Raw genomic sequence first — 22897 nt, 5'->3', positions numbered from 1 at the left:
AACGGGTCCGATTTAACGCAAGATTAACCATAGAGGGTAAAGGTCGAACGGGTATTGATGCGCGACGCGTGAAGGCTTCGCGCGCGCGAAGAACAAAGAGAAACTGACCGGTGATACGTTTCGAGAATGTCGGGCTGAGATATGGAATGGGACCTGAAATCCTGAAGGATGTCAGTTTCCACATACCGCCGCGTTCATTCCAGTTTCTGACCGGCCCTTCGGGTGCCGGGAAGACGTCGCTCATGCGGCTGCTTTTCATGGCGCTGAAGCCGACACGCGGATTGATCAACGTGTTCGGCAACGACGTGGCGCGTCTCGACCATAAGCAGGTGCCGCTGCTGCGCCGCCGTATCGGCATTGTGTTTCAGGATTTCCGTCTGCTCGACCACATGACCACTTATGAGAATGTGGCGCTTCCGTTGCGGGTGCGCGGCAAGGAAGAAGCCACCTATCGGCATGAGGTGGAGGAACTTTTGCACTGGGTTGGCCTTGGTGACCGGATGGGCGTTCTCCCGCCGGTCCTGTCCGGTGGTGAAAAGCAGCGCGCCGCGATTGCGCGCGCGCTGATCGACCAGCCGGAACTGCTGTTGGCTGATGAGCCGACCGGCAATGTCGATCCGCCGCTCGCCAAGCGCCTGCTGCGCCTGTTCACGGAGCTTAATCGCTCGGGCACCGCTGTCATCATCGCGACGCACGACCTTTCCCTGATGGATCAGGTCAATGCGCGCCGCATGATTCTGGAACATGGGCGGCTCGATATCTATGAATAAGCCCCGCAGTGGTCGCCTAAACGGCTGGCAGAAAATTCTGGATGACCTCAAGGTTCGTTTCGAAGACCTGAAGGACATGGTTCTGGTGCGGGTCGGCAAACGCCGACAGCGCAAGGGGCCAAGCCCCATCGTGCCCGATGGCAGCGTCACCGGCACGGCTTTGGTGACCGTTATCGCGATCATGACCTTTCTCGCCTGCCTGACCATGGGCGGCGTTTCGCTGGTCCGCGCATCGGCTGCCGCCTGGCAGAGCCAGATTGCGCGCGAGGCGACCATCCAGATCCGTCCGGTCGAAGGGCAGGATATTGAAAAGGCCTTGCAACAGGCGAGCGATATCGCGCGCGGCTTTGCAGGCGTGAAGGCGACGAACATCATCGACAAGGATGCTACGGCGCGTCTGCTGGAACCCTGGCTTGGCAGCGGGCTCAACATTGACGAACTGCCGGTGCCGCGCCTTGTCGTGGTGACCATTGACGAAAGCGCGCCGCCAGATTTCGGCACCATGCGCGCGGAACTGACCCGCGCCATACCGGCAGCCAGTTTCGACGATCACCGGACTTGGGTGGACCGGCTGGTGTCGATGGCGCGAACCACGGTTCTGGTCGGCACGGCAGTTCTTTCGCTGGTGATCGCAGCCACCATTCTCACCGTCATTTTCGCCACGCGCGGCGCAATGTCCGGCAATAGCCACATCATCGAGGTTCTGCATTTCATCGGGGCGGAATCGAAATTCGTGGCGCGTGAATTCGAGTGGCATTTCTTCCGCACCGCGCTGAAAGGCGCGCTGTTCGGCGGTGCCGCCGCCATGCTGGTTTTCCTGATCTTTTCGTGGTGGGCTTCCCGCCATATGGCGACGCCGGAAGGCGATCAGGCCGCGGCGATGTTCGGGAACTTCGCCATCGGTCGCAGCGGCTATCTCGGCGCCGCCGCCATCATCATACTGGTCAGTGTCCTGACCATGCTGACCAGTCGCCTGACGGTTATTCGCCAGCTCGCAACCATGGATGGTCCGGGAGTGCGCTCCGAATGACAATCTTTTGGCCCAATACGCTCCGCCGCTCGCAAATTCCTGGTAGTTTTCCGAGTTATCGCCGCAATGCTGCGTATGATAGCCAGAGGAACAACGGGCGAATCGCGCACGCATTGGGCGGCGGATACCGGGCGAGTAACGATGCGGTGGCAAAGGGACAAACAGCGGAAGAGATGCGAGCGGGCGCCGTGGTCTGGCGACGCAGCCCCCCTGTTGTTGCCCCTTCATCCTTGCTGCTTGCGCCAGCCAGATTCCTGTGGTCTGTCATGATGCGCATGCTGAGACGTTTCCAACCCATTTCCATCGTACTTTTTGGCCTGCTTCTGGCTTTTCTCGTTGGCTTTGTCGCCTTCGGTGAGAAGGTGACGAGCATGACGCCGCCGGTGATCGATGAACCCGCCGACGCCATTGTGGTCCTGACCGGCGGTCAGTCCCGCATTCAGGCGGCGGTCGATCTGTTGCAGGAAAAACGCGGCAAGCGTCTGCTGATCAGCGGCGTGCATCCTTCCACGAATGAAAAATCGATACAGCGCGCCACCCATGCCGATCCGAGCCTGTTCGACTGCTGTGTCGATCTCGACCGTTCGGCACGCAACACCATCGGCAATGCCGAGGAAAGCGAACACTGGATTCGCAACAACGGTTATAACCGGGTGATCGTCGTGACGAACAATTACCATATGCCGCGCAGCATTCTGGAAATGTCCTACCGGATGAAGGACGTGGAATTCGTGCCCTATCCGGTGGTGAACACCGAGGGGCGCGGGCAAAGCTGGGTTGCCGAGGGTGACACGCTGCGCGTATTGTTCGTGGAATATGTCAAATATCTGGGCGCGGTCGTGCGCGTCGGTACGTCGGAGATTTTCGGCTTCGACATCCTGAACGGCGTCGCCGGTCAGAAAATCAATCGGTAACAAACAGCAAATTCCTGACAATCGGTCACTGTTTTCTGTATGGAAAACGGGGCAGTTCCTGATATACGAGTGCCCGAGATTTCGGAAAGCGAAGGTCTGACAGTTTTTCGAGATTGTGTCTCTCTCTACGGGACGTGCTCTAGCCGGGACATTCGCCGACACGATGCTTCTCTATCTGCGTTCAATCCTCTTCAATGCGGCGTTTTACATCTGCACGCTGGTTCAGATGATCGTCTATACGCCGTTCTATTTCCTGCTGCCGCGCAAGAAGGCCTGGATCGTGCCGAAGCTGTGGGCGCGGGTCAATCTCAAGCTCCAGAAGATCATTGCCGGGACGGATTACGTCATTGAAGGTCTCGATAATATTCCAGAGGGCGCCTATATCTGCGCGCCCAAGCACCAGTCGGCCTGGGATACCTATGCGTTCCTGCCCTATCTGGATGATCCGGTTCTGATCCTGAAGCGCGAATTGATGCGCATTCCGCTGTTCGGCTGGTACGTCGCTAAAATGGAGATGATCCCGGTGGATCGCGGATCGCGCGTCAAGGCGCTGCATTCGATCACCAAGGGCGCGGAAAAGGCCATTGCCGAAGGGCGTCAGATCCTGATCTATCCTGAAGGCACCCGCCGCGCGCCCGGTGCGCCGCCGCAATATAAATACGGCATCGTGCATCTTTACGATGCGCTGAACCTGCCGGTCTTGCCGATTGCCCATAATGCCGGGCTTTACTGGCCGCGCCGCAAGTTTCTGCGCTTTCCGGGCACCATTCGGTGCCGCGTCCTGCCGCCCATTCCGCCGGGGCTTGAAAAGGAAGAATTTCTGCGCCGCCTGATCGAAACCACCGAAACGGCCTGCGACGAGCTTCTGGTTGCGGCAAGCCGCGACCCCAACCCACCCCCGATGCCACCGACAGCTGTGGACCGCCTGAAGGAACTGGGTGTTTCACCGCGCAGTTAAATGCCCGACATCCTTCCGGCTGTACATGAGCTAAACGACAATTAGTCGCGTTTTATTGAACTTTCGTTTTTCTTGCACGGAAACATGAAACCCGTTATCAGAGCGCGACACGAAAGGACCCATCATGAATATTGATGCCATTTCCATCGGAACCAATCCTCCCGAAGACGTCAACGTCATCATCGAAGTTCCGGTCGGCGGCCAGCCGATCAAGTACGAGATGGACAAGAAGTCCGGGGCTCTGATCGTTGACCGTTTTCTCTACACGCCGATGACCTATCCGGGCAATTACGGTTTCGTACCGCACACGCTCTCGGAAGACGGCGATCCGATCGACGTTCTCGTCTGCAACACCCGTCCGCTGGTGCCGGGTTCTGTGATCAATGTCCGCCCGATCGGCGTTCTGGTCATGGAAGACAATTCCGGCAAGGACGAAAAGATCATCGCCGTTCCGTCGCCGCACCTGACGCGCCGTTACGAGAAGATCCACGACTATACCGATATGCCGGAAATCACGCTGAAGCAGATCGCGCATTTCTTCGAGCATTACAAGGATCTGGAACCCGGCAAGTGGGTCAAGATCGGTGACTGGGGCGATGAAGACTACGCTCGCAAGTTCATCGTTGAAGCGATCGAACGCGCCAAGGGCAAGTAATCGCCTGTTTCATGAGTTGAGTTCAAAACAAAAGCGCCCGATGATCCATCGGGCGCTTTTGTTTTTGGTGTTTGCTGTGCCGGTCAGAGGAAGAGCGGCAGCAGCGTCGTCCACATGAACTGGCGGATGAAGAAGATAATCAACAGCAGGACAATCGGCGAAATGTCGATGCCGCCGAGATTGGGCAGGAGATTACGGATCGGGCGCAGAACCGGCTCGGTTACCTTGTAGAGAAACTCTCCGACCGAGGCCACGAAGCGATTGCCGGAATTGACGACATTGAACGCATAGAGCCACGAATAAATGGCGCTGGCGATGATGATCCACGTATAGATGTCGAGCGCCAGGTCAATAGTGCGGAACAATGCTATCATGAGTGTCTGTCTCCTTGACGATTGGCCGAGATGTAGCGATTGCTTCGATTGAGGACAAGTGCCCGATAGGCTGCCGGCTCAATTTTCGTGCTTGAGGCACTGGATCGGCCCTTCTCTTTGCTCTGCCGGACAATGCCCTGATATGCCATCGGTGTTGCTATGCTTTGTAATAAATGGCAAGTGAGCTTAACAGTGCTGACCGGTGTTTGGCTGAACGGATAAAACGACAATGGATATTTCAGAAAATAGTCGCGATCCTTATAAGGACCGCAAAAGCATCGAGTTTTCCTTCCGTGCCAAACGGTTCGCCCATATCCGCAAATTGATCGAGGCGGCACTTGCCGAAAAGCCGGAAGGCGAAAAAGTTGAAATCCTCGATCTCGGCGGGTCGGAAAAATATTGGCTGATCGGCGAAGACTTCATCGAAGCCAACCGCGACCGCCTGCATTTCACGCTGATCAATCCTGAAAAGCAGGAAGAGAAAGATACGGGAACCTTCACGTTTCTGGTCGGCGACGCGACCGATCCGGCGCTTTTTGCGGGGCGGACTTTCGACGTGGTTCATTCCAACTCGGTTATCGAACATGTCGGCGACTGGGCGGCCATCACACGCTTTGCGGAAAATACCCGCAGGCTCGGCAAGCGCTATTACATGCAGACGCCCAATTACTGGTTCCCTTATGAGCCGCATTTCCGCTTTATCGGTTTTCAGTGGCTGCCGGTGGCGGTGCGCATCTGGCTGATGACCAAGATGCGGCTCGGCTTTTTCGAGCGTCAGAAAAGCGCCGACGATGCCCGTTTTCATGTGGAATCGATCCGGCTTTTGACCACGGGACAGGTGCGTAAGCTCTTCCCGGATGGGCGGATCGAATTTGAGAAGATTGCCGGACTGGCGAAGTCCATTCTCGCGATCAGGGATTGATCAGTCGAAATCACGCGGTGGGTGTGATTTCGCGGCAATCAGGCTGCCGACATGCTCAAGCGCGTGATCGCGTACGCGCATATCGCGCAGATGTTTCAGCGTGTTGGCGACATAGTCGATATTCGCGCCGGATTCGCCATGCGCGGATGCAACAATCGCAGCCGCGTCCTCGGCCTTGAGCGCGCCCGCATATTGCACATGGCGGCGGTCGGCCACATAGACCAGTCCCTGAACATCGCGCCCGTCATGGAGGCGCAGCCGTAACCTTTTTTCGTGGTAGACATTGTTCGACATTTCGCGTTCGCGCAGATAGACCATCACCTCGTCGGTCATCTCGCCCGGAACGCGGAACGCCATGCCAAGGCAGGAGCCGCCCGCGTCGAGACCAAGCACCAGTCCGGGGTGGTCGGGCGAGCCGCGATGAAAATGCGAATAGATGCACAAGCTGCGACGATAGCCGTGCAGGCGGGCGCGAACGGTCTCCACATGCGCGAAGCCGGGCCGCCACATTAGCGAGCCGTAGCCGAAAACCCAGAAATCACTCGTCCGCTTTGCATCGATATGGTGTGTCATGATGGTATAATATTTGCCGTCTTGTGACCGATTTCCATGGGTAATTGATGGATATCCCTCGTTTTTTCTGAAGCGCCACTTCACAAGACTCAATCCTGCCATAATATGGCCAAGAGTGAGGTTGAGCAAAACATTGTATCGAAAGATGCGTCGCTGGCGGCTCTGCTGCTTCTCAGGCTCAACTCTCTGACCGACATAAGGTTTTTCGATGGTGCATCCCGGGACGGAAGCTGGAACGAAACAACGGAAGTCCAGAAAGCGATCTATTGCGCTTGGCATTTTCCTGATCGTTCTCGTCGCTGCCTACACTGCCGGGTGGTTCTATGTGGCCGACCGCCTGCAAACGCGCGCCACCGCGGATATGGCAAAGCTGTCCGCTCAGGGCATTGGCGTGCGCTGCGAGGATCTGCGCACAAGCGGCTATCCGCTTCGTGTCAATGTGGTCTGCGACAGCATTTCCTGGCAGAAGCCCAGCGCCGGTATGGCCTTTCGCGCAGGGCGTTTCACCTCCGGCTCGCCGATCTATGCGCCGCGCTCGCTCAGCAATGATCTGACAGGACCTGCCTTTATCGAATTTCCGGGTCTTCAACCGCTTGAAGTGAGCTGGAGCCGGTTCAGCTCCAACACCCGGCTTGCCCGCCCATTCCCGACCGAGATTGCGCTTGAAGCGCGCGACATCGTGGTCGGTCGCCGCACGGAAACCACGACGACGGAGCCGCTCAGCAGTCTGGAACAGATGGATTTCAGCATGAGCGCCGTCGATGGCGCGCTGAAACTGGCAGGCCGCTTTGCCGGGCTGAAGCTTGCAGCCCCGGTGATCGGCAATGCCAAGAGCCCCGAGATCGACGGCGTTGCCGATATCGAGATTGCCGATGCTGCCACACTGCTGGCGTCGGGATCTTCCGACTTCAGCCAGCGTCTGCGCGGCCATAGCGGCACGATCCATCAGGCATTTCTCTCCATGCCCAATGGGGCGATGGTGACGCTGACCGGTCCGTTTTCCGTCGATGACAATGGGCTGATCAACGCCGATGTGAAGCTGACACTCGTCAATGCGCAATCGCTGGCGCAGGCTGGCCAGACGGTTTTCCCGGAGCAGGGCAGCAATATCGCCACCATCCTCTTCGCGCTATCAGCCATGCCGAAAGACGAAAACGGCAATCCCACGCTGGAGATTGCCGTTCGCAAGGGCAGAGCCAATGCCGGGTTCATTCCGCTTGGGCGGTTACCGGCGCTTTAGGGGAGTAAGGGAATAGGGGAATAGGGGAGTATGTTTTTACTGCCCTATCTATTGCCTTACTTCTTTTCGTTGGTGCGCGTCGCAGCATGACGGCCAAAGTCTGGCGCATCCACTTCCTGACCCGCATCGATAATGCCACGGCGCACCGCACGCGTGCGCGTGAAGAGGTCGAACAAGGCCTCTCCGTCGCCCCAGCGGATCGAGCGTTGCAGCGAGGCCAAATCTTCCGAAAAGCGTCCGAGCATTTCAAGGATAGCGTCCTTGTTGTGCAGGCACACGTCACGCCACATGGTCGGGTCTGATGCCGCCAGACGCGTGAAGTCACGGAAACCGGATGCGGAATATTTGATGACTTCCGATTTTGTCACCTGCTCCAGATCGCTGGCGGTGCCGACGATGTTGTAGGCGATGATATGCGGCAGATGCGAGACGATGGCCAGCACCAGATCATGGTGCTGCGGGTCCATATGGTCGAGCCGCGAACCGCAGGCCGTCCAGAAGGCCGTAAGCTTTTCCAGCGCCGCTTCATCCGTGTCGGGAAGGGGCGTGAGGATGCACCAGCGATTGTTGAACAGCTCTGCAAAGCCTGCGTCCGGGCCGGAATATTCCGTTCCCGCTAGCGGGTGGCCCGGAATGAAATGCACATTGGCGGGCAGTTCCGGCTGCATCTGTGCAATGACGGAAGCTTTCGTCGAGCCGACATCGGTGACGATGGCGCCCGGCTTCAGGCTGCCAGCGATCTGCTTTGCGACGGTGCCGGACGAACCGACCGGTACCGAGACGATCACCAGATCGGCTTCCCTGACCGCTTCGGCGCTGTCGGTGGTGTAGCTGTCGCCGAGGTTCAGTTCCTCGGCGCGCTTCAGGGTTTCGGCGCTGCGGGTTGCAATTGCGATATGGTTGGCAAGGCCTTCGCGACGGATGACGCGCGCCAGCGACGAACCGATGAGACCGATACCGATCAGCGCGATTTTATCAAAATGGATCGTGGACATTGATCTTACTTTAAAAACTCAGTGAGTGCGGCGACTACGCCGCGATTGGCTTCTTCCGGTCCGACGGTCATGCGCAGCGCGTTGGGGAAACCGTATCCGCCAACACGGCGCAGAATATAACCGCGCTTGGAAAGCCACTCATCCGCCTTGTCTGCCGAGTGTGCGGCGTCTTCGGGGAAATGGATCAGAAGGAAGTTCGTGACCGAAGGCGTCACCCGCAGGCCGAGCTTGGTGAACTCATCCGTCAGCCAGGACAGCCACTTGTCGTTATAGGCGACCGACTTTTCGACATGGTTGCGGTCGCGAATGGCGGCCGCACCGGCGGCAATCGCTGCCGAATTCATGTTGAACGGGCCGCGAATGCGATTGACTGCGTCGATCACATGGGCGGGCGCATACATCCAGCCGATTCGCAGACCCGGAAGGCCGTGGATCTTCGAGAAGGTGCGGGTCATCACGACATTCTCGTTCGACGAAACGAGTTCGAGACCGGCCTCATAATCGTTGCGGCGCACATATTCGGCATAGGCAGCATCGAGGATGAGAAGGACATGCTTCGGCAGGCCCGCATGCAAACGGCGCACTTCCTCGAAAGGCAGATAAGTGCCGGTCGGATTGGCCGGATTGGCGATGAAGACAACCTTGGTGCGCGGCGTAATGCCAGCAAGAATGGCATCCACGTCGATGCGCGCATTGCTTTCCTTCACGGTTACCGGTGTTGCACCGGCTGCCAGCGTCTGGATCTTGTAAACGGCAAAGCCATGCTCGGTGATGACGGCTTCATCGCCCGGCGCAAGATAAGTCTGGCAGAGCAGGCCCAACAACTCATCCGAACCATTGCCGCACAGGATATTGCCAATGTTCAGCCCTTGCGTTTCGGCAATAGCTTCACGCAGCGCGAGCGCCTGTCCGTCGGGATAAAGTTCCAGCTTTTCGCCCGCGTATCGATAGGCCTCCACCGCATGGGGGCTGGGGCCGATCGGGGTCTCGTTGGAGGAGAGCTTATAGACCTTGGCAACGCCTTCCACATGTTCCTTGCCGGGCACGTAGGCTGCGATGTTGAGCAGGCCGGCCTTGGGCTGGGGACGGGAAAGGTTTTGCTGATCGGTCATGATTTTGGCTCCGCCAAAAGAACAGTGTTGCTTTATGGGACGCTCAAGGGATTTGAGCCCCGATGCGACATAAACCGCCATGGGCGCGAAGTCGAGAAAAACCTTGTTTTATGGGGGTTGAGCAAATCCCGAAAAGTGCGAAGCGGTTTTCGGACAAGATGTGCGTCAGAGTAAATATGTAGAGCTGATCTAATGTAATCAGATGGGCTCTAGGCGTCAGACTCTTGTTTGGCCTTGCGCAGTCCGCTGACCGGGGTTCCAAGCACCGGCACGAAAACACGCCGCGACGAGCGCTGCGCAACCGGCAGACCCTGATAGAGACGTTTCTGGGCTTCCACCACCAACACGCCTGAGAAAAGCGGCCACAGCCGCCGCCCCAGACCTTCGATTGCCAGACAAGGCCGCATCATCCAGCGCCGCGTGGCGGGTGGGAAATGCAGGGCGTCGCTGACGGTGTTGACCGTGAAATTGGCTTCGCGCAGCAGGGTGGAAAGCTGGTCGCGGCTGTAAGGCCGCCCGCTGCCGAAAGGCGTATGTTCGAAGCGGGCCCAGACGCCACGGCGGTTGGGCACAACGATCACCAGCCGCCCGTTGGGCGCCAGTACGCGCCACATTTCCTTCAGCGTTTCCGGTGCGCTTTCGGCATATTCCAACGCATGGACCATCAGGATGCGGTCGATGGAGGAATCCGGCAGCGGCAATTCTTCATCGAAGACCAAAGCCGTGGTGGATTTGTCCGCCGAAGGCCAGGCGATCGCGCCCTGTCCGGCTGGCATGAAGGCAAAAGTGCGTTCCGTATCGGCGCTGAACCGGTCGAGATAGGGCAGGCTGTAGCCCATGCCGATGAGCCGTTCGCCCGGAACACGTTCCCAAAGACCGGCAATCGCCATGCGTATGGCGCGCTCGGCCAAATGACCAAGTGTCGTGTCGTAAAAGGAGCGCAGTTCGATAATGTCCGGATGCATGCGGGCACGCTATATCAAATCCTGTCATCGGGGAATGGATATAAGAGCCTGTTCCAAAAGTCGCCCTGTGTGGCTGCAAATGGCAATTTTCTCCATTCCGGTGCTCTCGTACCAATAGTACGCTCCGCTCCGGTACTCGAAAATCACCATTTTCGCACACACATGCCGCTTTTTGTTTCAGGCTCTAAGCCTGGGCTTGTTGACAGGCGGGGTGCATTTTCTTCAAACCGTGCTATAGAGCGTGCCTTCTGCAGGAAAGCGCATCCCGAAAAGCCTGAAAAGGCTTTCGGTGGCCCATAAGCAAAGCAAACGATCAGGAGAGAACCGGCAATGCCAGAAGTCGGCGGCAAGACGATAGAAATTCTATTCAGCCCGGAAGATATTGCCGGTCGCAATCTTGAACTGGCGAAGGCTATTGCCGAACGCAAGTTTCACAATCTGCTGACGATTTCCATTCTCAAGGGCTCGTTCATTTTCGCAGCCGACCTCATCCGTGCCATGCATGATGCGGGCGTGGAACCGGATGTCGAATTCATCACGGTGTCCAGTTATGGCAAGGGCACGACCAGTACGGAAGTTCGCCTGCTGCGCGATATCGACAGCGAAGTGCGTGACCGCGATGTGCTGCTGATCGACGATATTCTGGAATCTGGCAAGACGCTCAAATTCGTCCGCGAACTGATGCTGGAACGTGGCGCGCGCAGCGTCAGTATTGCCGTCCTGCTGGACAAGAGCGTGCGGCGCAAGGTCGATCTGGAAGCTGATTTTGTCGCCTTCGAATGCCCGGATTATTTTGTCGTCGGCTATGGCATGGACGTAGCCCATTCGTTCCGGCAGTTGCCCTATGTCGGACACGTCAAGGATTGAGCGGCAAATTCGTGATGCCGGGCTGCAAAGAGCGCTTTTCTGTGCGCCGGTGCTCACGTACCCTTAAGTACGCTCCGCTCCGTTGCTCGAAAATCACTCTTTTCGCCACGGCCTGACGAATTTGCAACCGTCGTACGAGTTCGTTGAGCAGCCTCTAATCGAACTGTAACAGGCGCTGCAGATATTCCTTTTCCATCTGCGGCGTCAGCGCGTTGCCGAGCTTGCGGCGGATTTCATCCAGAATTTCACGCGCGCGCTGAATGTCGATTTCGCCGGGAATTTTGGTGCCGTTGCCATCATCGGCTCCCATGCCCTGCTGGCGTCCGAGCGGATCGCGGCCACGAGAACCATTCGCGCCCTGACCCTGCTGGACGTCCTGCCCCATCGCCTGCTGCATCTTCTGCATCATGTCGCGACCGGCACGGCGCAGGGCGTCCAGAGCGCTGCCCTGATTGTCGTTGGCCTCCGCGCCTTCATTGCGTCCTAGCGCTTCGGCGGCATTGCCCATGGATTTTCCAGCATCGCCGAAATCCTTGCCGGGTTCTATACCCAAGCCTTTCAGGTCTTCCGTCAGCTTTTGCAGTTCCTGCTGCAATTGCTGCTGCTGCTGTTGCAGCTTGCGCATGGCCTCTGCGGTCTTCTCATCCGTCTGGCCGCCTTGCTGCGAACCGCCGCCCCTGGAGCCGTCATCGCCGGGGAACAGGCCTTCCATGTCCTCACCTTCGCCCTCTTCACCGGCACCCGGATTGCTGTCGAACTGGCGCTGCTGCTGCTGGTCGAGATTGAAGGTCTCATTCATCATCTGCTGCTGGCGGCGCATCAGATCGCCAAGCTTGTTCATCTGCTGCTGCATCTGCCCTTGCTGGCCCTGCTGTCCCTGACCCTGCTGGCCGGGTTGTGTCTGACCCATTTGCAGATTGTTCATCAGGTCCTGCAATTGCGACAGAAGCTGTTCGGCCTGATCGCGCGATCCCTGACGGGCCAGATTTTCGATCTGGTCCATCATGCGCTGTAAATCCCGTTCCGTCAGCATCTGCGCATTGGGATCCGGCGCTGACTGGCGCGCATTCGGGTTCTGCTGCTGGCGCTGGGCGAATTCGCGCAGGAAATCCTGCATCGCCTTGCGCAATTCGGCGGTGAGCTTCTCGATCTCTTCCTGCGAGGCACCGTTTTGCAGCGCATTTTTCAGTGCTTCCTGCGCCTGACGCAGACGCTTTTCGGCTGCCGAAAGATTGCCATCCTCAATACCGAGCGCCACCTGCCACATATAATAGGCAGTATCGCGTAGGGCGTCGTCGCTTCTCGCCATGCGAAGCCTGGTGCGGATGGTGACGAGGCCCAGATAATGCGCGGCGTTCTTGATCGTTTCTTCCGGGCGCAGCATCAGCGCCGACAGCATGTCCAGCACATGATCGCGCTGGTTGGCGTCAAGCGCCAGAATACGCCGCTGTTCGGCAATAGCGCGCGCCAGCGGGTTGCTGAAAGGCCGTTCGGGAAGCGTTATCACCTTGGTTTCGCTGCGCCCAACCTGGCCCGCCGCGTCGGTGACGACGAGGGTTAGCGCTATCTTCTGGCCTGCCCATGGATGTTCGGTCAGGTCTTTCGATGTGGTGGTTTCCTTCACGCCGCGGCGCGGCAATGCGAGCGGCAGCTCCGGTGCCTCGTAAAGCGGGGAGGCCTCTTCGTCTTCATCGATTTCCAGCGGCACGATCTCGGCAAAGGCTCTGGCCGGCACATAGTCGTCATCGATTTCATAGGTCAGTTGCAGCGTGCCGTTGAGCGCGTGACCGGGTTCCTTGGTAAAGCGGATCGTCGGCGGCGTGTCTGGCGTCACCGCAAATTTCCAGCGCGCATCGGTGCCGGAAAGGGTCACGGTTTCGTCTTCGCGTAAATCGTAGCGGAAGTTGCGGCTTCCATCGACAGCGCTTTCTTCCGGCGTCTGTACCGGCCTCAGTCCTTGCGCTTGCGTCTGCTCTTCCTTCGGGGCGACGGGCTGGACTTCCCGTTGCTCGCCTTCTGCATTGGTTGCGGTGAGGCGTTCCGAGCTGCCGCCGATGACGCGGACCGAAAGCACACTGCCCTCGGGAACCGTGATCGCTTCGGCATTGCGGCTGTTTTCAGCGCTGGCCGTCAGGAAGACCGGCGCGCGGCCTGTATAGCGCGGTGGTGTCACCCAGGCATCGACACGGGCAAGGGCGGCACCGTTGCCGGGGCGAATGTGAAAGGCGTCGGCAATGCGCCCGCTGCCAGCGCTGGACGTGTAGGCGAGCGCTGTGACGAAAAGCAGCGCCACGACGGCGCGCAGGCCATAAGGATCGCGTTCCGGCAGGCGCGGTCGCGGCAAGCCGGATTGCAGGTTCTTGAGCCGTTCGGCCATACGCTTCTGATGTTCGCGCCACAGAGCCTGCGAAAACGGATCGTGGGTGCCGCTGGCCATATGGCCGGATTGCACGGCCAGCGGTTCGTGCACGAGGCCGTTGACCGCCTCGATGCGCGCCGTGACATCGTCTTCGGTCGGCTGGCGAAAACGGGATGGGAGATAGAGCGCAACCAGCCCTGCCAGCGCGAAGATCGTCAGCACGGCGATATGCAACCAGCGCGGCATCATGCCGAACAGGCCAAACCAGCTGATGCTTGCAAAAAGCGCAACCAACAGAATCAGCGGCAGGACCAGCGGCCACAGGCGTTCAAACCCGACGGACAAGAAGGTGCGCAGACGCAGTCGGCGCAACAGAGCGCCATCGCCTGAAAACAGGCGCAAAAAGGCTTCCCGCATCAGCTGCGGCCTATCCTTCTTGTCTTGGCCTTGATCCGTCATCCGGGCTTTCTGCTCTGTCTGCCAGCGTGCAATCAAATGACAGGATAACATGCATCATGGCAAAGGCGAGGCTTTGCCATGATTAATATGGGCCCTGATTAATTGGGCCCGATGGCTTACAGCCAGTCCGGTATGGAATCGAGCGCAAGCAGCTCTTCGTAAGTGTGGCGCGGGCGCACGACATGGTAGCGGTCGCCATCGACCAGAACTTCCGGCACCAGAAGGCGGCTATTATAGGTGCTCGACAGGACCGCACCGTAAGCGCCAGCGGTGCTCACCGCAATCAGGTCGCCGGGCGCTGGCTTGGTCGTCTCGCGGTCGAGGCCGAGATAATCGCCCGTCTCGCAGACAGGTCCGACGAAATCGGCGCGGATGCGCGGCGCGTCGTCCTTTGCCAGCTTGACCGGGCGGATATCGTGAAATGCTTCATAAAGCGTCGGGCGGATGAGATCGTTCATCGCGGCATCGACGATGATGAAGTTCTTCGCATCGCCTTCCTTGACGAAAATCACTTCCGTCACCAGCAGACCGGCATTGCCGACGATCAGGCGGCCCGGCTCGAAAACCGTCTTGAGGCCGAGCGGCTTGATGTGCTTGGCGACAATCTCCGCATAGGCCACCGGCAGCGGCGGCGGGTTGTTGTCGGTGCGATAGGGAATGCCGAGACCGCCGCCGACATCGACATGGCGGATGTTGTGGCCATCGGCCTGCAATTCCTTCACCAGCTGCGCCATCAGCGCAAAAGCATTGTCGAAGGGTTCAAGATCGATGATCTGGCTGCCGATATGCATATCGATGCCAACCACGTCGATGCCCGGCAGGCTGGCCGCACGGGCATAGGCCTCGCGCGCCTTGATGCGCGGAATGCCGAACTTGTTTTCAGACTTGCCGGTCGAGATCTTGGCGTGGGTCTTGGCGTCGACATCCGGGTTGATACGCAGCGATACCGAGGCAACCTTGCCCGCCTTGACAGCACGGGCCGAGAGAATTTCCAGCTCCGGTTCGGATTCGACATTGAAGCAATAGATACCGACCTCAAGCGCGAAATCCATTTCGCGCGGGGTCTTGCCGACGCCGGAAAAGACGATTTTGCTGGCAGGGATGCCTGCGGCGAGCGCACGGCGAATTTCGCCTTCCGACACCGTATCGGCACCGGCGCCGAGCTTTGCGAGCGTCTTCAACACGGCCAGATTGGAATTGGCCTTCAGCGCATAGGCGATCAGCGGTTCCATATCGGCGAAAGCTTCGCTGAACACGCGGAAATGGCGCTCGATCGTGGCGCGGGAATAGACGTAGAAAGGCGTACCGACCGCCTTGGCGATTTCAGGCAGGCTGACATTTTCGGCGTGCAGCACACCGTCGCGATATTCAAAATGATTCACGGAAGATAGTCCTTGGGAACTAGAGCAGCTTATCAAGAATGAAAGGCTTGTCTTCCTTGGGTTTCGGCTTGGTGTGGCCCTGATCATCGGTGATCAGCGATGACGGCGGCGGTTCCAGCGGGCCTTTACGTCCACAGGCGGCAAGCGTGGCTGCGAGTGCGGCGATCATAAGCACGGTCGAAATGGCGGAGCGGCCTGTCATCAGCTTTGGTTCCTGAATCAAAATCTTGGTTGGGCTAGCTGTAACGCAAAATTCTCAAGAGTGAAATCACCCGTTGGCCGGATGATTTCACATGACTTTATCTTGAACGGCGATCAGGCCTTCACGATGCGCTTTTTCCAGTACCGGATCTGGCGGCGCACTTCCTGCGGGGCCGTGCCGCCAAAGGACTGGCGGCTCTTGACCGATTTCTCGACCGTGAGATAGCCGAAGATCGCATCGGTGATGCCGGGATGGATCGATTGCAGCTCTTCCAGCGAGAGCTTGGCGAGGTCAACCTTGCGGCTTTCCGCCAGAGCAACCGCGCGACCGGTGATGTGGTGCGCTTCGCGGAAGGGCAGTCCCAGTTCCCGCACCAGCCAGTCGGCGAGGTCGGTTGCCGTGGAATAGCCCGAACCGGCGGCTTTCTTCATGGAAGCGACATTGATCGTCAGGTCGCGCACCATGCCCGCCATGGCGGCAATGGCGAGTTCCAGATTTTCGGCAGCGTCAAAAACCTGTTCCTTGTCTTCCTGCATGTCCTTGGAATAGGCGAGCGGCAGACCCTTCATGATGGTCAAAAGGGCGACCAGCGAACCGTTGATACGGCCAGTCTTGGCGCGAACCAGTTCGGCGGCATCCGGGTTCTTCTTTTGCGGCATGATCGACGAGCCGGTGGAGAAGGCATCGGACAGGCGCACGAAGTTGAACTGCGGCGTGGACCAGATGACGATTTCTTCGGCAAGCCGCGACATATGACCGGCGCAGATGGCTGCAAGCGACAGGAATTCCAGCGCATAGTCGCGGTCGGAAACGCTGTCGAGCGAGTTGCGGGTCGGTTCGCGGAAGCCGAGCGTCGTGGCCGTCATATGACGGTCGATCGGGAAGCCGGTGCCAGCGAGGGCTGCGGCACCCAGCGGCGATTCATCCATGCGCTCGATAGCGTCGCGCACGCGGGACAGATCGCGTCCGAACATTTCCACATAGGCCATGCAATGATGGCCGAAAGTGACGGGCTGCGCGGTCTGGAGATGGGTGAAGCCCGGCATCACGGTCGCCGCGTGTTCTTCGGCGCGTTCCAGAAAAGCTTCGATCAGGTTTTTCAGGGCGACGGCGGTCTTTTCCAGTTCCTGCTTGACCCAGAGGCGGAAATCGACGGCCACCTGATCGTTGCGCGAGCGGGCGGTGTGGAGGCGACCTGCCGAGGGGCCGATCAGATCGGCCAGCCGCGCCTCGATATTCATGTGAATGTCTTCGAGCTTGCGCGAGAAGGTGAACTTGCCGTCCTCGATCTCCTTGAGGATGGTTTTCAGGCCCTGCTCGATCTGTTTGTGATCGTCTGCCGTAATGATGCCCGTCTTTGCGAGCATGGCTGCATGCGCGAGCGAGCCTTGAATATCTTGCGCATAGAGCTTGCGGTCGAAGCCGATGGATGCATTGATCTCTTCCATGATCGCATCGGGTCCTGAGGCAAAACGGCCGCCCCACATCTGATTGCTTGATTTTTGTTCGCTCATGCTCATATGCCCCGAGTGACGATTTGGCCGGATATTAGAAAGAAGTGACGCGACATGGCAGAAGACAACGAAAAGGCGAAATCGGGAAATCGCAAGATCGTCCTTCTTGCAGCCCTTGCCGGTGTCATTGCCGGTATCGGGGCGGTATACGTGATGGAGCGCCCCTCTGGCAATGTGGTAGCCGCTAATGTTTCGTCCGAAAATGACGAAGCGTCCGCCCAATGCGCCTTAAAAGCGGATTCGCTGAAGGCGCTCGACGCGGCTGCAACCGGCGGCGTGGCCGCCATGCGCCCAGCGGAAAAGCCGATTTCCGTGGCGCATCTTGCCTTCACGGGCCCCGACGGCAAGCAGATGACGCTTGGCGATTACAAGGGCAAGACGCTTCTCGTTAATCTCTGGGCGACATGGTGTGCGCCATGCCGCGAGGAAATGCCAGCCCTCGACAAATTGCAGGCCGAAAAGGGCGGCAAGGATTTCGATGTCGTGGCGATCAATATCGACACGGGTTCCGACGACAAGCCCAAGGGTTTTCTAAGCGAGATCGGCATTAAGAACCTCACGCTGCACCGCGATGCGACTATGGCAAGCTTCAATGAGCTGAAGCGCAAGAACCTTGCTTTCGGCCTGCCGGTGACGCTTCTGGTCGATAAGGACGGCTGCCAGATCGCATCCATGAACGGGCCCGCCCCATGGGAAGGGCCGGACGCCATGAAACTGATCGAAGCCGCGCAGAAACTTTAACGCTCGACAACGGGGCGAATTGGTGGCTTCCTCCTTTTCCGAAGGAGACATCGCATGAGTCTCGACGTCTGGCTTGCATTCACCGCCGCATCCATCGTGCTTCTGATCATTCCGGGGCCAACGGTTCTGCTCGTCGTGTCTTATGCGCTGGGGCAGGGATGGAAGACGGCTTTTCCGATGGCGGTGGGCGTGGCGCTGGGCGACTTCACGGCCATGACGCTGTCCATGCTGGGCGTCGGGGCACTGCTCGCGGCTTCCGCAACTGTGTTCACAGTGGTTAAATGGATCGGCGCTGCCTATCTCGTCTGGCTCGGCATCAAGCTGTTCCGGGCCGGAGGCACGATGAATGCCAAGGCCCGGCATGACAAGGTGCATCCGGTTAGGATGCTGGTTCATGCCTGGCTGGTGACGGCGCTCAACCCGAAAAGCATCACTTTCTTCGTGGCGTTTCTGCCGCAGTTCCTCAGCCCGCATCGGGATTTTCTGACCCAGATGCTGGTCTTTGAAAGCACATTTTTGGTGCTCGCCTTCCTCAATGCCTTCGCCTATGCGCTGACGGCGGCACGGGCGCGGCGCTTCTTTGCCAGCGAGCGGGCCCTGCGGATTTTCAATCGCGCAGGCGGCACCTTGCTGATCGGCGCTGGTGTTGCGACTGCAACGATCAGGTCAAGCTGATGTAAAACCGGCGCGCTTTAACCGCACAATGGCGAGATCGAGCGCCGACAGAAACGCCGACCGGTCCTTCGGCGCAAATGGCGCGGGACCGCCGGTGATTTCTCCGGCAGAGCGTAGCGAATCCATCAGATTGCGTGTCGCGAGCGTGTTGCCGATGGTGCTTTGCGTATGAACGCGTCCATTGGGCGCGATGACCGATGCGCCTTTTTCGAGCGAACGGCTGGCCAGCGGAATATCGGCGGTGATGACGATAGCACCCGGCTTAGCATTTTCGGCGATCCAGTCGTCGGCGGCGTCGAGCTTGTCCGAGACGACAACCCGCTCCACCCGTTCGGCATCACGCGGGATCGCCACGAAACTGTTGGCGACCAGCACCACAGGCAGGCCATGCCGCTCGGCGACACGGTAGATTTCAGCCTTCACCGGACAGGCATCGGCGTCAACGAGGATGCGGATCGTATTGGTTTCAATGGTCATCCGTTCTCAATAAAACGACGCCTGCCTTTTGGCAAATTGAACGCTGCAATCAGATTTATGCGATAGGTGTTTCTGACGAAGCGGTATAAGGCGAGCGCAAATAAGAGAGTTTGCCATGGCCGCGCGCTTCTTCCCCATTATGTTTGTTCTGCTCTGGGCCACCGGCTTCATCGGGGCCGGATTGTCCATGCCCTATGCGGAACCGTTCACCTTCATGGCGGTGCGGTTTTCCATTGCGGCGGTCATCATGACGCTGTGGGCGCTGGCGAGCCGGGCGGTGTGGCCGAAGGGCGCCACACTGGTTCACGCGGCTATCGCCGGTTGTTTGATCCATGGTGCCTATCTTTCAGCACTTTTCTGGGCGGTTCATCACGGCCTGCCTGCTGGCATGTCGGGTCTGGTCGCGGGGCTGCAACCCATGCTCACCACGCTGATTGCGGCAATGCTTCTGCGCGAAAGGGCGAGCGGACGCCAGTGGACAGGCCTGCTGATCGGCTTTCTCGGTGTGGCGATGGTCGTCTGGCCGAAGTTTTCGGCAGGCAGCGGCGTCGATCCCAAGAGCCTTGCGGCGGCTTTTTTCGCTGTGCTTGCCATCAGCACCGGCACGGTCTGGCAGAAGCGTTTCGGCACGACCAGTGATCTGAAAACCGGTACGGCAGTTCAGTATATCGCTGCTGCCGTCCTGACGGCGCTCTGTGCTTTCAGCTTTGAAACCCGCGTGATCATCTGGTCGCCACAGCTCATTTTTGCGCTGGTCTGGCTGACGCTGGCGATTTCCATCGGCGCCATTCTGGCGCTTCTGGTGATGATCCGCGAAGGCGCGATGTCGAAAGTCGCCTCGTTGTTCTATCTCGTACCGGGCACGGCGGCGATCATGGCCTATCTGATTTTTGGTGAAACGCTCGGTCCAATCCAGATTGCCGGCATGGTTGTCACGACTTTGGGTGTTGCCCTGACGACCATGAAGCGCTGATTATTCCAAGACCAGATCTGGTTGCTGCTCGCGTTTGCGGAAATTCATGATCGCGGCGTTGATTTCAGCGCCGATGATGAAAATAGCCGACAGCATGTAGAGAAAAACGATTGCCACCATGATCGAGGCAAGGCCCGCATAGGTGGTGACATAAGTGGCAAAAGTTTCGAGATATTTTGCAAAGGCGGTCGCGGCCGCCAGCCAGGCGACAAGTGTGATGAGAATGCCGGGCAGGATATCGCCGAGACTGCGGCGTCCGGCTGGCAGCCAGATATGCACCATGAACAGCGCCAGCACCAGAACGGCCACGGCGACGCTATAGCGCCAGAAGGCGATGGTGCCGGTGAAAGGCGCGATGTCTGGGAACCATTGCTCGGCAATGCGCACGGCGAGCGGGGCCAGAACCAAGAGGAAGCTGATCGCCATCAGGCTGAGCGTGCCAACCAGAACGAAGCCGAGGCTTTGCAGGCGGCAGAAAATAATCGAGCGCTGGTCGGTGACGCGGTAAGCACGGTTGAGCGCAATGCGCAGCGCCTCTACGCCATTGGAGGCAAAATAGGCAGCGGCGATCACGCTGAGAGTCAGAAGCCCGCTGCGCTGCACGGTCAGAACGTTGGTCACTTCATTGGCGATGGGGGCCGCGATATTCGATGGCCACATGTCGAAAATGACGTGGACAGCCGTTTCAGCAAATTCCTTGGTGCCGAGAAAACTCGCCAGCGAGGTTGCGAAGATCAGGAAGGGAAACAGTGCCATCAGGCCCGATAGGGCGATGTGACTTGCAAAAGCCCAGCCGTCGTCCGAACTGAAATGGCCCAGCACATCATAGGTAATCTGACGGAGAAAACGTCTGATTTTTCGCATCCGCAGATTTTACCCTTTTCGCCGCCAGCATTGAGTTTCAATGCCTTAAATCTAGCATCACCTGACAGATTGCAAGGGTGGCGCCGTTTTAAAGGCCATGCGAATCAAGCACTGTAGAGGAAACGCGGCGGCAGGATGGGACGAAATGGTTGAGGAACGCGCAAATCGCAGCATCATCATAACCGGCTGTTCTTCCGGCATCGGCGCTTATTGCGCGGAAGCTCTGCACCGTCGTGGATGGCAGGTTTTTGCCACCGCTCGCAAGGAGCAGGACATTGCCGCCCTGCAAGCCAAGGGGATGACTGCCTATTATCTCGATTATGCGGAGCCGGATTCCATTGCCGCCCTTGCCGACGAAGTGTTGCGCAAGACCGATGGCAGGCTGGATGCACTGTTCAACAACGGTGCCTATGCCCAGCCGGGCGCGGTCGAGGATTTGCCGGTGGAAGCACTTCGCGCACAGTTCGAAGCCAATTTCTTCGGCTGGCATGATCTGACGCGGCGGGTGGTGCCGGTCATGCGCGCGCGGGGGCATGGGCGCATCGTCCATTGCTCATCGATCCTGGGGTTAGTGCCCATGAAATGGCGTGGGGCCTATGTCGCGTCCAAATTCGCCATTGAAGGATTGATGCTGGCACAGCGCATGGAGCTTGAAGGTTCCGGGGTGGAGGTTTCGCTGATCGAGCCGGGGCCGATTGCGTCGCAATTCACCTATAATGCCGCCCGGCATGCGCAAGCCAATATCGATATGGAAGCCTCCGTGCATCGTGAGCTTTATCAGCGCCAGATGGCCAAGCTGACGAGCGGCGGCACCAAATCGAAGAACAAGCTTGGACCGGAAGCCGTCTATGATGTACTGCTTCACGCATTGGAGGCGCCGCGTCCGAATCCGCATTATGCGGTGACGAGACCGGCGAAACTGGGAATTCTGGCGCGCCGCCTGATGCCGTCGCGCTGGCTTTACCGGATGCTGTCCGATCAGTCTTGAAGTATTTTCAGCAAAAGTGCGAAGCGGTTTTGCGTCTGAAAATTCAATAGACTGCGGATGATGGGAAGGGAACAAGATGGACGTTGTGTTCAAAGGCGCAGCCATGGTGGCCATGCTCGCCGTTGCGATTGTGTTGATCATCGGCCTGCGCAATATGATGCGTGGTGGCGACGCCAATTTTTCCAACAAGATGATGCAATTGCGCGTCTTCCTGCAATTCATCGCAATCGTTCTGATCGTGGGCGCAATCTATTTCGCACGGTACACGGGCGGACAGTAAGGCATGGTCAAGCTCAACAAGATTTATACGCGCACCGGCGATGACGGCACCACCGGTCTTGCCAGCGGTCCGCGACGGCTCAAATCCGATCTGCGGGTGGAAGCCTATGGCACGGTGGACGAAGCCAATGCCTGTATAGGCATGGCGCGAATTCATACCGGCGAATATGCAGAAATCGACGCGATGCTGTCGCGTATCCAGAACGATCTTTTCGATCTCGGCGCCGATCTTTCGACGCCCGATGACGGCAAGCCGCTGGCCTATGAACCGCTGCGTATCGTTGCGTCGCAGGTCGCCCGCGTCGAAGCCGATATCGATAATCTCAACGCCCATCTTCAGCCATTGCGCTCGTTCATTTTGCCGGGTGGTTCGGCGGCGTCGGCTGCACTGCATCTTGCGCGCACCGTTTCGCGCCGCGCCGAGCGACTGATGGTGGCGCTGGCGAAAATCGAGGGCGAGGTGGTGTCGCCGGAGGCGCTGCAATATATCAACCGCCTCTCGGATTTTCTCTTCGTCGCCTCCCGCGCCGTCAACGATAACGGCGCGAAAGACGTGCTCTGGGTGCCGGGCGCAAATCGCTAAGTTTTTATTTTCGCACATCTTTTCCG

General features: G+C 58.5%; 25 protein-coding genes. 14 read left to right on the top strand and 11 right to left on the bottom strand.

All coding sequences use genetic code 11. The features are described from left to right. Positions 1–146: 146 nt before the first annotated feature. From ftsE to ppa, 5 genes are all read left to right on the top strand, one after another. Positions 147–770 (top strand): cell division ATP-binding protein FtsE, encoded by a 624-nt coding sequence (ftsE, locus tag ABWW11_RS00320; RefSeq protein ID WP_210261380.1) that lies wholly within the window; start codon positions 147–149, stop codon positions 768–770. Next, positions 763–1800, top strand: coding sequence for a cell division protein FtsX (locus ABWW11_RS00315; protein WP_109369916.1), 1038 nt, complete (start codon positions 763–765; stop codon positions 1798–1800). Before ftsE ends, ABWW11_RS00315 begins: the two co-directional genes overlap by 8 nt. Further along, positions 1797–2714: a YdcF family protein gene (locus ABWW11_RS00310; RefSeq protein ID WP_109369915.1), complete on the top strand. Its 918-nt coding sequence runs from the start codon at positions 1797–1799 to the stop codon at positions 2712–2714. The genes ABWW11_RS00315 and ABWW11_RS00310 overlap by 4 nt, the downstream gene beginning before the upstream one ends. A 163-nt stretch (positions 2715–2877) precedes the next feature. Next, entirely contained in the window at positions 2878–3672 is a 795-nt protein-coding gene (locus ABWW11_RS00305) for a lysophospholipid acyltransferase family protein (RefSeq protein WP_109369914.1), read from the top strand. 124 nt (positions 3673–3796) lie between these two features. After that, positions 3797–4327: an inorganic diphosphatase gene (gene ppa, locus ABWW11_RS00300; RefSeq protein WP_078337519.1), complete on the top strand. Its 531-nt coding sequence runs from the start codon at positions 3797–3799 to the stop codon at positions 4325–4327. An 83-nt stretch (positions 4328–4410) separates the two neighbouring features. Here the strand turns inward: ppa and ABWW11_RS00295 are convergent, their stop codons facing one another. Then, on the bottom strand, positions 4411–4701 hold the full coding sequence (locus ABWW11_RS00295; protein WP_109369913.1) for a YggT family protein: 291 nt from the start codon (positions 4699–4701) through the stop codon (positions 4411–4413). A 229-nt stretch (positions 4702–4930) separates the two neighbouring features. Here ABWW11_RS00295 and ABWW11_RS00290 point away from each other — a divergent pair, with 229 nt between their 5' ends. Next, positions 4931–5623, top strand: coding sequence for a methyltransferase domain-containing protein (locus ABWW11_RS00290; protein WP_109369912.1), 693 nt, complete (start codon positions 4931–4933; stop codon positions 5621–5623). Here ABWW11_RS00290 and ABWW11_RS00285 read toward each other — a convergent pair whose 3' ends face one another. Continuing rightward, positions 5624–6196 carry a gamma-glutamylcyclotransferase gene (locus tag ABWW11_RS00285; RefSeq protein ID WP_109369911.1) on the bottom strand — a complete coding sequence of 191 codons (573 nt, stop codon included), beginning with the start codon at positions 6194–6196 and terminating at the stop codon, positions 5624–5626. 208 nt (positions 6197–6404) lie between these two features. On the opposite strand from ABWW11_RS00285, the gene ABWW11_RS00280 reads away from it, so the two are divergent. Continuing rightward, the gene (locus ABWW11_RS00280; protein ID WP_109369910.1) at positions 6405–7436 is read left to right on the top strand and encodes a DUF2125 domain-containing protein; all 1032 of its coding nucleotides are present in this window, start codon (positions 6405–6407) and stop codon (positions 7434–7436) included. A 56-nt stretch (positions 7437–7492) separates the two neighbouring features. Here ABWW11_RS00280 and ABWW11_RS00275 read toward each other — a convergent pair whose 3' ends face one another. The 3 genes from ABWW11_RS00275 to ABWW11_RS00265 form a co-directional block, all read right to left on the bottom strand. Next, complete coding sequence (locus tag ABWW11_RS00275; RefSeq protein WP_109369909.1) at positions 7493–8431, bottom strand: prephenate/arogenate dehydrogenase family protein; 939 nt, start codon at positions 8429–8431, stop codon at positions 7493–7495. 5 nt (positions 8432–8436) lie between these two features. Further along, positions 8437–9543 (bottom strand): histidinol-phosphate transaminase, encoded by a 1107-nt coding sequence (gene hisC / locus ABWW11_RS00270; RefSeq protein WP_109369908.1) that lies wholly within the window; start codon positions 9541–9543, stop codon positions 8437–8439. A 209-nt stretch (positions 9544–9752) separates the two neighbouring features. Beyond that, positions 9753–10508 carry a methyltransferase domain-containing protein gene (locus tag ABWW11_RS00265; RefSeq protein ID WP_109369907.1) on the bottom strand — a complete coding sequence of 252 codons (756 nt, stop codon included), beginning with the start codon at positions 10506–10508 and terminating at the stop codon, positions 9753–9755. Between the two features lie 330 nt (positions 10509–10838). Here ABWW11_RS00265 and hpt point away from each other — a divergent pair, with 330 nt between their 5' ends. After that, the gene (gene hpt / locus ABWW11_RS00260) at positions 10839–11375 is read left to right on the top strand and encodes a hypoxanthine phosphoribosyltransferase (protein ID WP_124915119.1); all 537 of its coding nucleotides are present in this window, start codon (positions 10839–10841) and stop codon (positions 11373–11375) included. Positions 11376–11529: 154 nt separating this feature from the next. Here hpt and ABWW11_RS00255 read toward each other — a convergent pair whose 3' ends face one another. The 4 genes from ABWW11_RS00255 to argH form a co-directional block, all read right to left on the bottom strand. Continuing rightward, positions 11530–14193 carry a TIGR02302 family protein gene (locus tag ABWW11_RS00255; RefSeq protein ID WP_124915118.1) on the bottom strand — a complete coding sequence of 888 codons (2664 nt, stop codon included), beginning with the start codon at positions 14191–14193 and terminating at the stop codon, positions 11530–11532. Between the two features lie 116 nt (positions 14194–14309). After that, positions 14310–15575: a diaminopimelate decarboxylase gene (lysA, locus tag ABWW11_RS00250; protein ID WP_109369904.1), complete on the bottom strand. Its 1266-nt coding sequence runs from the start codon at positions 15573–15575 to the stop codon at positions 14310–14312. 19 nt (positions 15576–15594) lie between these two features. Then, positions 15595–15777 carry an LPS translocon maturation chaperone LptM gene (gene lptM / locus ABWW11_RS00245; RefSeq protein WP_078337809.1) on the bottom strand — a complete coding sequence of 61 codons (183 nt, stop codon included), beginning with the start codon at positions 15775–15777 and terminating at the stop codon, positions 15595–15597. Between the two features lie 113 nt (positions 15778–15890). Then, positions 15891–17291, bottom strand: a complete 1401-nt coding sequence (gene argH / locus ABWW11_RS00240) for an argininosuccinate lyase (protein WP_109369903.1) — start codon at positions 17289–17291, stop codon at positions 15891–15893. A 54-nt stretch (positions 17292–17345) separates the two neighbouring features. Between argH and tlpA the strand changes: the two genes are divergently transcribed. Continuing rightward, complete coding sequence (tlpA, locus tag ABWW11_RS00235) at positions 17346–18032, top strand: thiol:disulfide interchange protein TlpA (RefSeq protein WP_109369902.1); 687 nt, start codon at positions 17346–17348, stop codon at positions 18030–18032. A gap of 54 nt (positions 18033–18086) precedes the next feature. Then, positions 18087–18707 carry a LysE family translocator gene (locus ABWW11_RS00230; RefSeq protein WP_109369901.1) on the top strand — a complete coding sequence of 207 codons (621 nt, stop codon included), beginning with the start codon at positions 18087–18089 and terminating at the stop codon, positions 18705–18707. Here the strand turns inward: ABWW11_RS00230 and ABWW11_RS00225 are convergent. Continuing rightward, a complete protein-coding gene (locus ABWW11_RS00225; RefSeq protein WP_109369900.1) occupies positions 18699–19184 on the bottom strand; it encodes a YaiI/YqxD family protein in 486 nt (161 codons plus the stop codon). The two genes, ABWW11_RS00230 and ABWW11_RS00225, sit on opposite strands and share 9 nt — an antisense overlap. A 115-nt stretch (positions 19185–19299) precedes the next feature. Between ABWW11_RS00225 and ABWW11_RS00220 the strand changes: the two genes are divergently transcribed. Then, the gene (locus ABWW11_RS00220; RefSeq protein ID WP_109369899.1) at positions 19300–20157 is read left to right on the top strand and encodes a DMT family transporter; all 858 of its coding nucleotides are present in this window, start codon (positions 19300–19302) and stop codon (positions 20155–20157) included. On the opposite strand, the gene ABWW11_RS00215 is transcribed toward ABWW11_RS00220, so the two are convergent. Then, positions 20158–21021, bottom strand: a complete 864-nt coding sequence (locus ABWW11_RS00215) for a YihY/virulence factor BrkB family protein (RefSeq protein ID WP_109369898.1) — start codon at positions 21019–21021, stop codon at positions 20158–20160. 145 nt (positions 21022–21166) lie between these two features. On the opposite strand from ABWW11_RS00215, the gene ABWW11_RS00210 reads away from it, so the two are divergent. From ABWW11_RS00210 to ABWW11_RS00200, 3 genes are all read left to right on the top strand, one after another. Then, complete coding sequence (locus ABWW11_RS00210; RefSeq protein WP_109369897.1) at positions 21167–22009, top strand: SDR family oxidoreductase; 843 nt, start codon at positions 21167–21169, stop codon at positions 22007–22009. Positions 22010–22085: 76 nt separating this feature from the next. Further along, positions 22086–22289: a twin transmembrane helix small protein gene (locus ABWW11_RS00205; RefSeq protein ID WP_109369896.1), complete on the top strand. Its 204-nt coding sequence runs from the start codon at positions 22086–22088 to the stop codon at positions 22287–22289. 3 nt (positions 22290–22292) lie between these two features. Continuing rightward, positions 22293–22871 carry a cob(I)yrinic acid a,c-diamide adenosyltransferase gene (locus tag ABWW11_RS00200; protein WP_109369895.1) on the top strand — a complete coding sequence of 193 codons (579 nt, stop codon included), beginning with the start codon at positions 22293–22295 and terminating at the stop codon, positions 22869–22871. Positions 22872–22897 lie beyond the last annotated feature (26 nt).

Origin of the sequence: Brucella sp. NBRC 113783 (genome assembly GCF_040372265.1) — a bacterium.
Taxonomy (GTDB): domain Bacteria; phylum Pseudomonadota; class Alphaproteobacteria; order Rhizobiales; family Rhizobiaceae; genus Brucella; species Brucella teleogrylli.
Note: the sequence above shows the minus strand (reverse complement) of the source record. Positions and strands in the feature narration are given on the sequence as shown.